Here is a 14633-nt window from a genome sequence, read left to right on the forward strand (position 1 = left end):
GGCGACAAGTCACAGCGAGCAGACGGATAGAGATCGCGATGCGACTTTCATTCGGCCAAGAAATGCGGATGGCGCAGAAGCAGGTGCTGGCGCCGCGCATGATTCAATCGATGGAGATCTTGCAACTGCCGATCATGGCGTTGCAGGAGCGCATCGAGCAGGAGTTGGAAGAAAATCCGCTATTGGAGGTGCAGGAAGAGGAGCGGGAGACGGAAGAGGAGACGCCCGCGGAGCCGGAGAACCCCGATCTGCCGACGCAGGAAGAGCGCGAGTTGGTCGTCGACGAGAACAAGGACAATGTCGACGACTTTGAACGTTTGCTGCAGATGGACGAGGAGTATCCGGAGCAGTTCGACGAGCGGCCGCGCACCTCGTCGAATCGGATGGAGGAAGAGAGCGACCGCAAGCACGACGCAATGGCCAATATGATGGCCCGCCCGCAGACGCTGCAAGACTATTTGCGCGACCAGTTGGCGTGGTTCGACCTGGACGACGCGATGCGGCAGATGTGCGAGCGGATCATCTACGGCCTGGACCACAACGGCTACCTGGAGACGCGGCTGGAAGACCTGCTGCCGCCGCACGCCAGCCGCGCCGACCTGGACCTGGCGCAGCGGGCACTGCAAACCATACAAAAGCTTGATCCACCGGGCATCGGCGCGCGCGACCTGCGCGAGTGCCTCTTGCTGCAATTGACGCCCGACATGCCGCATTACGAAGAAATGCGCACCTTGGTGTCTGGGCACCTGGAGGATTTAGAGCACAACCGCCTGCCGATCATCCAAAAGCGGACCGGCTACTCGATCGAAGCGATCCAAAAGACGCGGGAGCAACTGCGTACGCTAAATCCCAAGCCGGGCGCGGTGTTCGTCGACAACTATGTGCCGAGCGTGACGCCCGACGTGTTTGTCGAGCCGAACGAACAGGGCGAGTACAAGGTGCGGCTGGAAGACGCCAACACGCCGCATTTGTTCATCAGCCCTTACTATCGGCAACTGCTGATGAACGAAAAGGCGAGCGCCGAGGACAAGGAATACATCAAGCGGAAGATCAACTCGGCGCAGTGGCTGATCGAATCGATCGAACAGCGGCGCAGCACGTTGACCAAGGTGTCGCAGGCGATCGTCGATCATCAGCAGGAGTTTTTGCGCAAGGGTCCGGAGTTCATCGAGCCCTTGAAGATGCAACAGATCGCGGACAAGGTGGGCGTGCACGTGACCACGGTGAGCCGCGCGGTCGACGACAAGTGGATTCAGACGCCGCGCGGGATTTTTCCGCTCAAGCGTTTCTTTGGCGGCGGCACCGTGAGCGCCAGCGGCGAGGAGATCGCCTGGGACACGGTGCGATTGCGATTGCAGGAGATCATCGATGCGGAGGACAAGCGCCGCCCTTACAGCGACGACGACCTGGTGAAAGAGCTAGGCAAAAAGGGTTTGACCGTCGCGCGGCGCACCGTGACCAAGTATCGCAAGGCGATGAAAATCCCCAGTTCGCGCGAGCGTCGGGACTGGGCGCTGGGAGACGCTGATGAAGCGACGCTGCGGGACGAGTCGTTGCGGGATGGCGAGGCGCCGGACGGCGCCGAGCGCGAGGGCATAGCGCCAGGCGGCGACTTGGCGGACGAGACCACCGGCGACGACGGACCGCCGAGCGAATAGGCCGCGGCGACCCACTTAGCGGTTAGCCGTTGGCTGCGCCCATCTCGATAAAGACATTGCGGCGCACCTGCTCGGCGCGGCGCGCCTGATCGATCGTGGAGGCCACGTTGCGCACGTCCTCGACGCCGTAGATCCAGAACTCGGGATCGGAGCGATCGGTCGATTTGACGCGGATCGAACCAATGCCGAGCGCGCGTTCGACTGGTCCCTGTTCGCAGGTGATGTCGTCCATGCGAATCAATTCGATACGGTCAATGGTGCGCCGCAGCACCCCTTTTTCGTGATAGAGCCGTTGGCTGGTCAGGCGGTAGCGGACACTCAGGCGGCGATAGATGAGCACCATGGCGCCAGCCAGCCAGGCAAGCACAATGACCACCAGAAGCGCGCTCCATTGGGCGCTGCCCGACAACTGCAAGAAGCCGATCGCCAAGCCCACGAGCGAGAGCAGCGCCAACACGGCCCAGACGCCGAGCATGGCTTTGGGAGAATAGGCGCCGCTCCATAGATCGCGTTCTGGCTCGTCTAAGGCGCGGCCGCGCTTGGCGGCAGGCTGCGCGCTGGCGACGCCGGCGGCGGCTTTAAGCGAGGCGCCGCACTGGGGGCAAAAGGCGGCATTGTCGGCGACTTCGGCGGCGCACTTGGGGCACTTCATAGGTGTTGCTTCGATGCTGGCGTTGGCGGGTAGTGGGAGAGATCGGCAGAATTATAGTCCATTTGGCTCGCAATTCACCATAAGCGGCGGCGTTTCCCACCAGCGCCGATCGCCGTTATAGTTGACCAAGCGCAGCGCGCGGTCCGCCAGTAGATGGCAGCAATGGTTTAGTTCCCCTTATGAAATGTCCGTTCTGCCATCACGACAACGACAAGGTGATTGACTCGCGATCGAGCCAAGACGCCTACGCCATTCGGCGGCGGCGCGAGTGCTTGCAGTGCGGACGCCGCTACACCACGTATGAGCGGCTGGACGATCCGGTGGTTCAGGTCGTCAAAAAGGATGGCGCGCGCGAGCCCTTTGACCGCCAGAAGATCAAGGCGGGGCTGGTCAAGGCTTGTTGGAAGCGGCCCGTGTCGGCCGAGCAAATTGACGAGCTGGTGAACCAGATTGAGAACGTGGCCTACGTGAATCTCGACTCGGAAGTCGAGAGCCGGACCATCGGCGAGTTGGTGATGCGGCGACTGCGACACGTGGATCAAGTGGCGTTTGTGCGTTTTGCCAGCGTGTACCGAGAATTCAAGGATGTGCGCGACTTCGTGGAAGAGCTGGAGCCGATGCTCGAAGAAACGCGCGGCACGGACAAATAGTTCCACTAGGCCAATTATTGCTGGCGCTGAAAATGCCCGCTGCGGCCACCGGTTTTTTCCTCTAGGCGGACCGCTTCGATCTGCATGCCGCGATCGATAGCCTTGCACATATCGTACACGGTGAGCGCCGCCACGCTGGCCGCGACCAGGGCCTCCATTTCGACGCCAGTGCGGGCCTGCACTCGGGCGACCGCCTCAATCGCCAGGATGCTGGCATCGGGGAAATCGAAGTGAAGCTCCACTCCATCGAGCGGCAGCACGTGGCAGAGCGGAATTAGCTCCCAGGTGTGTTTCGCCGCTTGGATGCCGGCCAGCCGGGCGACCTCCAGCACGTCCCCTTTGGATAGCTTGCGATCGCGAATTTTCTCCAGCGTGGCGGGCTGCATGCTGACGCGGGCGCTGGCGCGAGCAGTGCGCAAGGTGATTTCCTTGCCGCTCACATCCACCATGCGGCTGGCGCCGCGCTCGTCGAAATGGGTCAGTTCGCTCACTGTTCACCTTCGAGTTGAAGAATTCTCGCCACCCAGACGCCATCGCGAACGTTTTCGAACACCACGCGGCCGCCGCGCAAGAGGGGCGCCAGCGACTCGGATTCGGCTCGTCGGTTGTATACCACCGCCCAGCGCGGACGCGAGTCGGCGGGGGCGCTCGCGTTCCACGGTACCAAACGAACGCCGTGTTCGCCCAGCACGGGAAAGGCGATCTGCGTGGCCATGGTTTGAAACGGCGCCAGCTCGGGCGCAAATACGACTGTCTGCTGAGGGGCGACCTGCGCGAGGCGGTCCATCAACTGGGCATTGGCGGCGTCTCCCCAATAGGTGACCTCGAAGCCAAGTCGCTCGGCGCCACCCAATCCGCCGACCAACAGGTTGTAATAACTGGTCTGAAACGGGTGGTACGACACGACGCCAAATATCGACGTGGCCAGGAGCGTGAGCAGGGCGAGCGTCGCCGCCCAGGCAGAGAATTTCTGGGGAGCGAGCCACCCGGCGATGCGGCTTACTCCCAAGCCCACAAGAATGGCCCAGAGTGGGTACGCAATGAGAAAGAGCCGGGCACCGTCATAAACCGGCGTGCCGGGGACGCTGAAAAGCAGGAGCGTAAACAGCAGCACCGCCAACGTGATCGACCACAGACTTCGGCCACTTGAATTGGCGGCGGGACGCCAGACAGCGCCAAGCAAACCGATCGCCAGCAATGCCACCGGGATGGTGGCCAGCGTCATTACCCAGGGGTAATGCCAAGGGGTGTCGATGTCGCGCCACACTTGTCCCAGGTAAAAATTGTGCAGCGACTGACGATCGCTCGCGGTGGCGAAGAACTCGAGTGTCCGCGCCCAGGGATGTGGCCAGAGCCAGGGCCAGCCCAGAAAAAAGGTGGCGCCCCCCGAGCTGATCCAGAGCACGATCGGGCGCCATACCTGCCGCCGCTTGGTCCAGAGCAGCCAAATCAACAGCGGCGGGGCCAAGAGCGCCCCGTTGATCTTGGCCAAGAGCGCCAGGCCCCAGGCCACGCCCGCTAGCGCATATTTCCAGTGAGTGGGCCTTGGTGATTCGACGGCCAGCCAGAGGGCGACCACCGCGATCATGCAAAAGAGCGTTTGCAGCGTATCAAGCGTGGCAAAGTGAGCGTGCGCAAACGCGCGTGGCATGAGCGCCAGCGACAGCGAACTAGCCGCGCCAGCGAGTGGGCCGACGACTTTGGTGGTCGCAGCGCCCACCAGCAAGATCATGACGGCAAAGCCCGTGGCGGGAGCAAGGCGCGCCGCAGGTATCCAGACGGCGGCAGGCTCGCCGGGGCGCGCATCAAAGGGAGCATGGGCGAGGCCCAGGCAGAACCGCGCCAGCGGTGGATGCAGGGTGAGATGCGCAAAATTGCGCTCGATGTTCGCGAATCGAAAGAAGCTCAATCCCTGATTCGACAGTGCCTGGACTAACCCTTTGCCGGCGGCGGCATCGTAGTATTCGTCGACTGTGATGCCCGGCCCGGCTGGCACGGGGCCGAGCGTGGCGACGACGGCAAACCAACTGGCGATGAACACACAGATGGGGCCGGCGTAGCGGCGCATCACATGAATGGGCTGTGACGCAGAGGGTTGCTCGCGGTGGCGCGACGGGGATGCGGCAAAGTTCGGCATGCGCGAAAGTGGGCGCGCGGCGGAGGGGTGGTGAAACTCCGATGGTACGCCGCGCCGGGCTGAGTGGCGAGCCAAAAAATGAAACCGCCGCGGGGGTCAGCCGCGGCGGTTTCGTGTGCTTCGGCGATATTTCAAACGCCTGCGAGTCAGGCGGTTTCCACTAAACGAGTTCCTTGCGGGCGCCGATCAAGGTGCGGAGCCGCTCGGCCAAGAGGGCCGCGTCGAACGGCTTCTTGAACGTTTCGTTGATGCTCGAACGATCGAAACTGTAGGTTTCGCCGTCATCGGGCAGCAGGGCGATCACGATCGTCTCGGTATACTCGGTGTTGCGGCGCAGGTTCTGGCAGATCTGCAGCGCTTCGGTGCGACCGATCGAGAAGTCGACGATGATCGAATCGGGATGGAAACTTTCCGCCTGGATGCCAGCCTCGAAGCCGCTGGAAGCGGTGCTGAGCTTGAACGCCTTTTCCGGCGGTAGCTCGCGCTTCAGGCTTTCGATGAGCATCTGATCCTGGGCGACGACCAGAATTTTGGCCATCGTCTCGTCTTCGAGATCGCCCAGCGGCATACCATGCTCTTTGAGGAACTTGATCAAATACTCACGGGGAATCCGGCGATCTTGCGAGCCGGGGATGCGGTAACCTTTCAGGCGGCCCGAATCGAACCATTTACTGACGGTGCGCGGGGCCACCTTACAGATCTTTGCGACCTGACCAGTTGTAAAGACCTTCATTTCAGGAACTCCAAAGACACTCGCTTAGTTGGAAACCGGCGCCGACTCGCAAGTCTGCGCCGCATTGTGGTCCCGTCGCTTGGATCTGACCGTTGTTCGGGCAACGCCTCTCGCCAGCGAGACGTCGTGGTTGGTCATTCCCCCAAGCTCTGGGTCGGGACCGGTAATCACTCATCCGTACGTTGTTGTGCTCAGCTCCCTCTTGACCTGGGCGCCTACTTTCCAGCATCGGCAGTGAACGCGTACGCCGCACAGCAAAAAACCGCAGCGAGCTAACTGTTTTTGGCAGTTGGGCTCAGCGACTGTTCGCTGTGCGTCGTGCTTGGCGCCACAAGGCGATCCGAAGCCGGCGAGGGGAGAGACTGCGTGAGACGGCCGTCGCGACCGGATTTCTCTGGCCGCGGCAGCACACGTTTGGCAGGCGTCGTTGGCAGGTTCCCCCCTGCAACTTGCAGCGTCTGGCCTTCAGAGGGGCACCCTCGTTTTGCCGCGCGCTACAAGCCTTCCGAAAGTAGTTTCGATTGCATGCGGGGCGCGACTTTAGAAACTTTCGCCAGTCGTAGGGGGGAGTCCATAGACAACGAGGGTAGAGGTGCTGCCAGAACCAGCGAATTGGCAAAAACTGCCATGAAAGCCGCGTATTTCGGCGGCAGATTCGGGATTCACCGGTACAGGCTGCCCAACCGGCAACGTTGGACGTGGCGACCTGAATCCCCCCTAAAAGTACCGGTTTTCCAAAATCCACGAAAATTTAATTGACAAGCTGGTAGCAGACTAACTAGTCTACGCAAATGAGAAGAGAGTGTTGACAGCCTCCAGTAGCGGTGCGGAACGTCGCTGTGGTTTAGGATGTCGCTCAAAATCGCCTTGGTGCCGCTAATGACAGTCATCTGAGATCCGCTTGTCTGGTGACGGAACTCAGTATTTATCTCTGTCTCTAGTTCTGCGGCACTCAGTCTCGGCACGCTCTGTCACAGCCTCGCGATGTACTGGTCGTTGGGCGTGATGCTCGTCTCGGTTCGTCTGGAACCCTTTGAGAGCAAGCTGGCACTGATCTGACGCAGCACACGGCAAGGGCTAATTGCTTGCGCCAAGGCAGAGACGCGACCACGCGGCCAGCGCTGGTCGGCTCCTTCTGAGACTCACCGCACTCTGCAAGCGGACGCCGATCAGGAAGACTCGGCACTCAAGTCTCCAATTTGTTGTTCGCGCCGGCCGCGCCACCACTTTCGCAGCGCCCGGTGGCCCGGGGCGTTTTTTGTTAACCGTACATCCAGTCCCAGAACTTAAGGGTTGCACACTATGAAGAAGACACTCTTCGTTGCACTGTTCGCGATGGTCGCAGCGTCCGCTTCGGCGGCGCCGATCATCACCGCCGATGTCGCCGATCTTGGCGGCGGGTTGCTGAGCTATACCGTCTACGTCGACGACGACGCCAACGCCTCGGCGTCGTACTTCCTCGACAACCTCGCCTTCACCGGCAAGATCTTGCAGGACAAGGCGGGCATCAAGGTTGGCAGCCAAAACGTCATTGTGGACACCGAGGAAGACGCGGATGCCTGGGACGGCGCTAACTACGACAAGCTGATGGATAGCTGGTTCACTGCTCCGTGGACGAGCAACACGGTCGACCCTGGCTTTGTCGACTCGCTCGCGGGCGCAGCGGGCCTGCTTGATCGGACCTACGCCATCACTGCTGGCAGCGGTGGCGGCAGCACGCTGGACAAGGTGCAGGTGGCGTACATCGTGGCCGAAGGCCCGATCAGCTATGCCGGTTTGATCGGCCGGCAGGGCGCCAACTATGGCGTACAGGGAGTGCTTGCCATCCCCGAGCCCTCGACCGCGATCCTGCTGGGTCTGGGCGGGTTGGCGATGATCGGTATCGCACGTCGGCGAAGCCGCACGGGCCGCTAGGCTCGCGCGTGCTTCTTGACTGGCATTGGGCCAGGCCGGCGCGGGGCACGCCGGTGAAGGGAATGAACGGGGCAAGCGACTTTTCTGAATCCTGATCTTTTTAACAACTTCTCATCAACATTTTTACGAAGGCGAGGGAGCTACATGAATATCCGCAAAACGTTGGTCCTGGCCATGAGCATGGTCCTGGTCGCGCAGTACGCGCAGGCAGTCCCGGTGACGTTCACCATCGATCCACAACTCAGCACGCTCGATCTAAGTTCCTATGTGCCAGATTTCAATCTCGGGTCGACACCTCAGGGCGACATGCTAGTTGCCCTTGGCTATCCGTCTTCACACGCTGGCTATTCGACCGGCGGCCTCTCATTCTACACGGGCACGATCAATGCCGACGTGGTGCCCGGCAGTTCGATTCAATTCACCGGTTCGAGCCTGATCGACGCGAACATCACAGATGACGGTCAGGGATGGGCGCCGGACATCAACAACAACCCAGCAAATGTCACCGTTCCGACATTGACCTTCGCTTCGGCCGATTACGGATTCACCTTTGCGACCATAGTTTGGGCGTCGCTCAAGGATTTTCAGCTCGACATCACGAGCGGCTCGCTGGCGTTGACCGGGAACAACTTTCCAGGGACGCAAACGCTAACGGCGATTGGTGGCGATCTGGCCTACACCGATGTGATTAATGGCGGCTTTGTCAGCCCCGGTAACTCGTCGCTCATCGGCTTGGCGCTGGCTAATAACGCCGCGAACGGGACGCTGACGCAGTTGGGGAACAATCTCACTTTGACGATCCCCGTGAGCGTGTCGCAACCAGTGGACATCGACGGCACCGGGGTCGACCTGATCGTGGCTGGGACGTTGGTCGCCACCGCAGTGATCCCCGAGCCGAGCACGCTGCTACTGGCGGGCATGGGCGCGGTGGGCGTAGGCCTATTGGCCGCGCGGCGACGTCGCCGGAGCTAACCCGCTAGAAGTGGGGGGACAATTTGTCAAGCAGAAATTTATTGCAACCAGAACCCTTAGCATGATACCTTATGCACGTTGGAGCCTTGCTTGCGAGGCTCCAACGTGTCTTTTCGCAAACGGCCCGGTTCCGGGCCTAAACTGTTCGAACCAGTACTCAGCGCCCGCCAGGTTGGCGGTTGCTGTTATGCCTCGCAGGGGCGATCGCCCAAAACTACTTCGGGAGCTACATCCGATGAAGCGCACTCGTCCAATTAGAAATTTTGCGGCCGTTGCCGCATTGGCGTTGGTTGCCGCAGCGACCAGCGCGGCCCACGCGCAAAGCGTGATGGCGACCTTTACCTTGAACCCAAACCAAACAATCGTCGGCGCCGGTTCGGTGCGCGGCGACTTTGGCAACGGAGTGGCGACGATCAACTTGATTGGGCAATTCGTGATCGGTCAGCCGCAGAACGGCGCCAATGGCAAGTGGGGTGGGACATTCGACGCGCAGGTGGGCTACAACACATCTGGCGCGCCGATCCGCATGAATCTGCAAAGCGCCGCCATCGACCCGATTGCGACCACGAACAACCTGGGAGGGTGGCTGCCTTCGGGTTGGGATCCCAACACGGGAACCTATGTCGACGGACAACGCGCGCCAGCGGATTATGCTCACACGCTGCCGGGTTTTACGTTCTCCTCGATGCGCGACATGAAGCTTACGACAATTAGCGGTGGCAACAACGCGATTTCTGGCACTAACCTGGCAACGACCGACTTTGGTTTGAAGTTCACCGGTGGCATACTCGACCTGAATGCCAAGGCGCTGGGCACGGTTTCTCAGGATGTGCTCACCACCGAGATCGTCGCATTTGAAGAGAATAACCTGGGCGAAATCGTATGGCGGGAGAAGACGGGTGAGCAGACCATTAACGGCAACACAGTGCCGATCTACGGCGCCGAGACCACGCCGTTTGTTTCTGGCGAACCGGCAAAGCTGTACGATATGGTGACCGGCTTGCCATTGCAGCAGGTGTTTCACAACACTGGGGCGGCGGGTACGTTCACCTCGACCTTGCAAAGCGGCAGCACCTACGACATCTCGACGTCGATTCCGCTCAGCACGACGGCCAAGTTCTTCCTCGGCGATTTCGAGGTGAGCTTTGGCTTCTCTGGCACGCTGATCGGCACGACGACCATCACATTGCCGGCGCTGGGCGACTCGAATGGCGACGGCAAGGTGAACGGCGCCGACTACACGAACTGGGCGGACAACTTCAACAAGTTCAACACCACGGCCGACGGGCTGAATTCGCAAGGCGATTTCAACGGCGACGGCAAGGTGGATGGCGCCGACTACACGATTTGGGCGGACCACTTCAGTCCCGGCAGCGCCGCGCTGCCGATCCCCGAACCGGCCAGCCTGGTGCTGGGACTCTTGGGCGCCGCGGGGGTGGCGGTGATCGCCGCGCGTCGTCGCAAGAACTAGCGTCAGAGTTAAATTTCGCCCTGCCTGGCGTCCGAAGCCAAATCGGTCCAGGCAGGGCGTTCGGAACAACCGAAGACCCGTACAACTGACAACAGGAGGACAAAACAACGCGAGCAACCGCCCCTGGCCTGGAACTCCAGCGGCGGCTACCACAGGGAACGCACCGGAACAGAGAGGACTGCCATGCACTCCCCGAAAGAGGGATTGGCAGTTGGGTTTGAGACTGATCGGCTAGCAAGAGTCGATTCGATCTGGATCGACAAATGACTTTGATTGCGTCTCAGTACTGGATTCGCAGCCTGCGGGCAACGGCTCATGCCAGTTGTTCGGCCACCGGCCGCGAATCTTGAGTCGGACGCCGAAAGAAAGACTTTTCCGTTTTCGACACTCGTCACCCAATTTCCGGGGAAACACACATGGTCTCGCACACGCACAATCGCCCCAGGCGCGGCTTCACGCTGGTTGAACTACTGGTCGTGATCGCCATCATCGGGATTCTTATCGCGCTGTTATTGCCCGCCGTGCAGCAAGCGCGCGAAGCGGCCCGCCGCATGCAGTGCACCAACAACATGAAGCAGTTGGGCATCTCGCTGCACAACTACCACTCGACGACCGGGTCGCTGCCGACCAACTTTATCTACGACATCAGCCCGGCGCGCATCGCCGCGGGCACCACCGACTGGTTCACGAACGCGTGCTGGATGCTGCTGCCGTATCTGGAACAGCAGCAGATTGCGCAACTCTACAACCCGCGGCTGATCTGGTATGACAATCCGCCGCAGGCCGCCGAAAAGGTGATTCCGAGCTTCGAGTGCCCGTCGAATTCGAAGCCGAACCCGATCACCGACTCGTACGGCCCTGCCAAATCGTTCGCCACGCTTGGCCTGAATATTGGCAGCACGTTCGGCCTGATTGACTATGTGTTCTGCAAGGGAGTGACTGACGCCTGGTGCTTGAACGGGCGTTCGGCGCCGCCGCGCGAGATGGGGATGTTCAATGTGAACCTGACGACCAAGTTCCGCGACATCCGGGACGGTCTGAGCAACACGATCATGATGGGCGAAGCGGCACAAGGACCGCTGTGGCGGTTGACGCAGGATCGTTGGGTGTTGGCCGAACAGCAACCGGGGGGGCCGCAGCCCACACCGGTGCCGGTGGTTCCAGCAGAAACTGGCGGTTTTGGCGACATGTTCGCCACCAACGCTTGGCCGGCTGGCCAGCCGAACATCACGACTGTCCGCGATGCTCAAAAGCTGTACGTGACGACGATCTCGGGCTGCACACGCGACCCGATGAACCGCAAACTGACGACCCATACACTGGTCGATGAGAACGTGTTTTACTCCTCGTCGGCCTCGTGCCTGAGTTCGATCAGCGGCGGCACGCACTTCAGCAGCGGCTTCCGCAGCGATCATCCGGGTGGCGCCAACTTCCTGTTTGGCGATGGATCGGTGCATTTCCTGCAGGACACCATTGAATTTCGTCTGCCGACCGGAGCCACCAACACAATGGGCCTGCCGAACAACGTGCAGGCGGGCATTTACCAGGCGCTGTCAACGATCGCTGGCAACGAACCAGCGGCAATTCCGCAGTAGTCATCCACAACAATGAGGACTGGATTCCTAAGACGAACGCTTAAGAGGAGCTATTGGAGACGTTCATGCGGAAGTTATTGATCGCAGGTTTGTTGCTGGGGAGCGGAACGCTGATGGGATGCGGAGACGACATTCCACCAGCCCCCGTGGTTGAGCAGAAGACCGTCATTCCGGATTTGATCAAGGGATTAGATTCGCAGTCGGCATTTGGTCGCCGATTCTCGGCTCGCCGCTTGGGTGAGCTGGGCGACATGGCCAAGGAGGCAATTCCGGCCTTGAAAGCGGCTGCGAAGAAACACCCTGACATCAAGAAGGACTGCGAGGAATCGATCGCCAAGATCGAGGGTCGAGCCCCGGCCGCGCCTGCCAAATAGGCTGGCGAGTCGAGAAAGTTCGAAGTTTGACGCGGGCGCGGTTGAGCCAATCAGCCGCGCCCGTTTTTATTGGGCGCTCAGCCGGGGATGCGGAGCGTTTGGCCGTCGAACTTCAGTTCCATGCCCGCGGGGAGCTTGATGCCGAAGGGGTCGGCCAGTAGCGCCAAGAGTTCGGCGTCGTCGGCGACGACACGGCTGGTGGCGCGGTCTGGCAAGGCGTGGATGTACTCGCGACCGCGGAACAGGTGCCGTCCCTCGGTCGTGGCGCGCTGGGCAGTGAGGGACTTGACGAAGATGGAGTCAGGATGGGTGGAGACGTAGTAACTGCCGACCTCGTAATCGATTTGCTCCTGCGGCTCCAGCGAGAAGGCGTAGAGGTCGAGCCAGGCGCCCGCTTGCCACGACTGAAGCGCGTAGAGTCCGGCCTCCTCGACCAGGCGGTATTGCCAGCCGAACTGTTCGCTGGTTTCGCCGGGCTGAAAGGGGATGGGTCGGATCAGTCCCTCGGCGCCAAAGCCAACATCGGCCAGATAAGGGCCGTCTTCGGTCTGCACTTTGAGCAGCATGTGGGTACGGGCGTTCAGTCGCTGCGAGCGATAGCGCACGCGGGCGGCCAGCCGGGTGACGCGGTAGCCTGCCCGTTCGAGCACGGCCGCCAGCAGCAGATTGTGCTCGAAACAATAGCCGCCGCGGCGCTGGCCGACGAGCTTGGCGAAGAGGCTTTCGAGATCGAGTCGAATGGGTCGGCCGGCGAGGACGTCGAGGTTTTCGAACGGGATGTGCGTGGCATGGGCCTGATGCAACTCGGCGAGCGAGGCGGCGCTGGGAGTGAGCCGCCCGCGAAAACCGATGCGGCCCAAGTAGCCGACCAATTCCAATGAGGACACCGCTTGTCTCAAGATCTTCTCCCTCCTCGCGAACTCGCTTGCGAACGCGGCTGTCTGGCACATGGCACGGCCGCCGCGTTTTCTCTATCGTAGGACGCCAGCATGAACGTGGAAGCGCGAATCGCGAAAACCGAGGATTTGGCGGGGATTTTGGGGGTAGTGCGGCAGGCGTTTGGCCGGGCGGACGAGGCCGACCTGGTGGCCGCCCTTGTGGCGGCGGGCGACGCGCGACTATCGCTAGTGGCCGCGGACGGCGAACAGGTGGTGGGTCATGTGCTGTTTAGCGACATGGCGATCGTCGGCGACAAATGGACAACGCCAGCTTTGGCCTTGGCGCCTTTGGCCGTGCTGCCGGCGCGGCAGTACCAGGGGATTGGTTCGCTGCTCGTGCGGCGGGGATTGGAACTGGTCAGGGAGGCGGGGCATCGGATCGTGCTGGTATTGGGTCACGCGGAGTATTATCCGCGGTTTGGGTTTTCAACCTCGGCCGCGGCGGCGATCGAGACGCCGTTCGATCCGGCGCACTTCATGGGTCTGGAATTGACGCCGGGGGCGCTGCATGGTGTTGCGGGGCGAGTTCGCTACGCCGCCGCGTTTGGGGTGGAGTGAGGAGTGCGCATTCGGGACAAAATGCCGGGCTGGTAGCGGACATCGACCGTAATCCGGCATGCCTCGCCCCTGCCGGTGTTGGTTGGCGATCTGGCGCCGGGTGATGACCGCGCGGCAAATTAGGGAACAATCCAATCGCCGAACGCGCTGGGCACGTGAAAGTCTGGGTCGCGCGTGGATGGCCGGACCCAACTGATCCAGTTGTCGGCCGTGTCGCCGCGAGTCGGTCCAGGGGGGCCGTAGAACTGCGCGCGGAACAGCCCGATATGCAGCACGGCGCCAGGCTCAACCGGGCGGCCCAGCAGGCGGCTCAATGTTTCCAGGCGGATGCTGCCGGTTACCTCGTATCCGGCAGCGGTGCGCGCCCCCGTCGTTATGAGGTCAGGACAGTTCCAACCGTGGTCGAATTGGCGGTAATGCCGGGCGTGGTAATCATGGACGCGGCCTAAGGGATCGATCTCGACGCACCAGTAATCAGCGAGCGTCGGATCCTTGGCGAAAAAGATCTCCACGCGGTCTTCGCCGTCGAGCGTTGACTCTCCGTGCCACTGGCTGGCGACAATCACGTCGGCGTCGTCGACCAAGAATGTGAAACGCAGTCGACCCTCCGCAGTTCGAGCGCGGAACTCGGTGCGCGGAGCGGGCTTGTCGGCCCAGGGATAGGTGAAGTCGCAGATCGCTTGCTCTTTGAGCGGGACAGGCTGAGAACAAGCGGCGACAGCCGCCAAAAGCGGTGTTACAAGCGCCGCCCGCCTCATGACTGCCTCAGAATCTTGCCGTACGCTTCGATGACCGGTTGCGGATCGCCGTTACGACGCGCATAGTCGGCGTCGATATAGGTGGCGAATGTGGTGATATGCCGGACTCCCATTTTTCGATAGGCGGCGACATCGGCGCGGCAATCCTGCTCATTCCACGGCAGTTTGACGGCCGGCCGTCTCCAGCCCGAGTAGAGCGAGACATCGAGCCAATATTCGAGAA

15 protein-coding genes (1 of these 15 cut by a window edge) are annotated in these 14633 nt (G+C 61.3%); 8 read left to right on the top strand and 7 right to left on the bottom strand.

Translation table 11 applies throughout. The annotated features are described in order from the left end of the window. Positions 1-38: 38 nt before the first annotated feature. Complete coding sequence (gene rpoN, locus K1X71_08595) at positions 39-1658, top strand: RNA polymerase factor sigma-54 (GenBank protein ID MBX7073194.1); 1620 nt, start codon at positions 39-41, stop codon at positions 1656-1658. Between the two features lie 22 nt (positions 1659-1680). Here the strand turns inward: rpoN and K1X71_08600 are convergent, their stop codons facing one another. After that, positions 1681-2310: a PH domain-containing protein gene (locus tag K1X71_08600; GenBank protein ID MBX7073195.1), complete on the bottom strand. Its 630-nt coding sequence runs from the start codon at positions 2308-2310 to the stop codon at positions 1681-1683. 179 nt (positions 2311-2489) lie between these two features. Between K1X71_08600 and nrdR the strand changes: the two genes are divergently transcribed. After that, the gene (gene nrdR / locus K1X71_08605; GenBank protein MBX7073196.1) at positions 2490-2960 is read left to right on the top strand and encodes a transcriptional regulator NrdR; all 471 of its coding nucleotides are present in this window, start codon (positions 2490-2492) and stop codon (positions 2958-2960) included. A gap of 14 nt (positions 2961-2974) precedes the next feature. Here nrdR and moaC read toward each other — a convergent pair whose 3' ends face one another. The 3 genes from moaC to K1X71_08620 all read right to left on the bottom strand — a co-directional run bounded on the left by moaC (position 2975) and on the right by K1X71_08620 (position 5830). Then, on the bottom strand, positions 2975-3451 hold the full coding sequence (gene moaC / locus K1X71_08610; protein MBX7073197.1) for a cyclic pyranopterin monophosphate synthase MoaC: 477 nt from the start codon (positions 3449-3451) through the stop codon (positions 2975-2977). Then, positions 3448-5028, bottom strand: coding sequence for a glycosyltransferase family 39 protein (locus tag K1X71_08615; protein ID MBX7073198.1), 1581 nt, complete (start codon positions 5026-5028; stop codon positions 3448-3450). Before K1X71_08615 ends, moaC begins: the two co-directional genes overlap by 4 nt. A 229-nt stretch (positions 5029-5257) precedes the next feature. Further along, positions 5258-5830: a helix-turn-helix domain-containing protein gene (locus K1X71_08620; GenBank protein ID MBX7073199.1), complete on the bottom strand. Its 573-nt coding sequence runs from the start codon at positions 5828-5830 to the stop codon at positions 5258-5260. 1302 nt (positions 5831-7132) lie between these two features. Between K1X71_08620 and K1X71_08625 the strand changes: the two genes are divergently transcribed. From K1X71_08625 to K1X71_08645, 5 genes are all read left to right on the top strand, one after another. Further along, positions 7133-7744, top strand: coding sequence for a PEP-CTERM sorting domain-containing protein (locus K1X71_08625; GenBank protein ID MBX7073200.1), 612 nt, complete (start codon positions 7133-7135; stop codon positions 7742-7744). Between the two features lie 144 nt (positions 7745-7888). After that, positions 7889-8716 (top strand): PEP-CTERM sorting domain-containing protein, encoded by an 828-nt coding sequence (locus K1X71_08630; GenBank protein ID MBX7073201.1) that lies wholly within the window; start codon positions 7889-7891, stop codon positions 8714-8716. A 343-nt stretch (positions 8717-9059) separates the two neighbouring features. After that, on the top strand, positions 9060-10187 hold the full coding sequence (locus K1X71_08635; GenBank protein ID MBX7073202.1) for a PEP-CTERM sorting domain-containing protein: 1128 nt from the start codon (positions 9060-9062) through the stop codon (positions 10185-10187). Positions 10188-10603: 416 nt separating this feature from the next. Beyond that, positions 10604-11782, top strand: a complete 1179-nt coding sequence (locus K1X71_08640; GenBank protein ID MBX7073203.1) for a DUF1559 domain-containing protein — start codon at positions 10604-10606, stop codon at positions 11780-11782. A 53-nt stretch (positions 11783-11835) separates the two neighbouring features. Next, positions 11836-12156, top strand: coding sequence for a hypothetical protein (locus tag K1X71_08645; GenBank protein MBX7073204.1), 321 nt, complete (start codon positions 11836-11838; stop codon positions 12154-12156). A 77-nt stretch (positions 12157-12233) separates the two neighbouring features. On the opposite strand, the gene K1X71_08650 is transcribed toward K1X71_08645, so the two are convergent. Then, on the bottom strand, positions 12234-13055 hold the full coding sequence (locus K1X71_08650) for an arylamine N-acetyltransferase (protein ID MBX7073205.1): 822 nt from the start codon (positions 13053-13055) through the stop codon (positions 12234-12236). Between the two features lie 90 nt (positions 13056-13145). Between K1X71_08650 and K1X71_08655 the strand changes: the two genes are divergently transcribed. Further along, positions 13146-13652 (top strand): N-acetyltransferase, encoded by a 507-nt coding sequence (locus tag K1X71_08655; protein ID MBX7073206.1) that lies wholly within the window; start codon positions 13146-13148, stop codon positions 13650-13652. A gap of 119 nt (positions 13653-13771) precedes the next feature. On the opposite strand, the gene K1X71_08660 is transcribed toward K1X71_08655, so the two are convergent. Together K1X71_08660 and K1X71_08665 are read right to left on the bottom strand one after the other, a co-directional pair. Continuing rightward, on the bottom strand, positions 13772-14410 hold the full coding sequence (locus K1X71_08660; protein ID MBX7073207.1) for a hypothetical protein: 639 nt from the start codon (positions 14408-14410) through the stop codon (positions 13772-13774). Beyond that, positions 14407-14633, bottom strand: partial view of a hypothetical protein gene (locus K1X71_08665; GenBank protein MBX7073208.1) — the 3' end only. 787 nt of this gene lie beyond the right edge of the window; the window shows 227 of its 1014 coding nt (coding positions 788-1014); its start codon lies off the right edge, out of view — the gene reads right to left on this strand; its stop codon occupies positions 14407-14409. Before K1X71_08665 ends, K1X71_08660 begins: the two co-directional genes overlap by 4 nt.

This window comes from Pirellulales bacterium, assembly GCA_019694455.1.
Lineage (GTDB): Bacteria > Planctomycetota > Planctomycetia > Pirellulales > JAEUIK01 > JAIBBY01.

Coding starts and splice junctions, on each gene's coding strand:
- K1X71_08655 (MBX7073206.1), top strand. CDS start 13,146: ATGAACGTGGAAGCGCGAATCGCGAAAACCGAGGATTTGGCGGGGATT.
- K1X71_08625 (MBX7073200.1), top strand. CDS start 7,133: ATGAAGAAGACACTCTTCGTTGCACTGTTCGCGATGGTCGCAGCGTCC.
- K1X71_08660 (MBX7073207.1), bottom strand. CDS start 14,410: ATGAGGCGGGCGGCGCTTGTAACACCGCTTTTGGCGGCTGTCGCCGCT.
- nrdR (MBX7073196.1), top strand. CDS start 2,490: ATGAAATGTCCGTTCTGCCATCACGACAACGACAAGGTGATTGACTCG.
- K1X71_08620 (MBX7073199.1), bottom strand. CDS start 5,830: ATGAAGGTCTTTACAACTGGTCAGGTCGCAAAGATCTGTAAGGTGGCC.
- K1X71_08640 (MBX7073203.1), top strand. CDS start 10,604: ATGGTCTCGCACACGCACAATCGCCCCAGGCGCGGCTTCACGCTGGTT.
- K1X71_08615 (MBX7073198.1), bottom strand. CDS start 5,028: ATGCGCCGCTACGCCGGCCCCATCTGTGTGTTCATCGCCAGTTGGTTT.
- rpoN (MBX7073194.1), top strand. CDS start 39: ATGCGACTTTCATTCGGCCAAGAAATGCGGATGGCGCAGAAGCAGGTG.
- K1X71_08630 (MBX7073201.1), top strand. CDS start 7,889: ATGAATATCCGCAAAACGTTGGTCCTGGCCATGAGCATGGTCCTGGTC.
- K1X71_08600 (MBX7073195.1), bottom strand. CDS start 2,310: ATGAAGTGCCCCAAGTGCGCCGCCGAAGTCGCCGACAATGCCGCCTTT.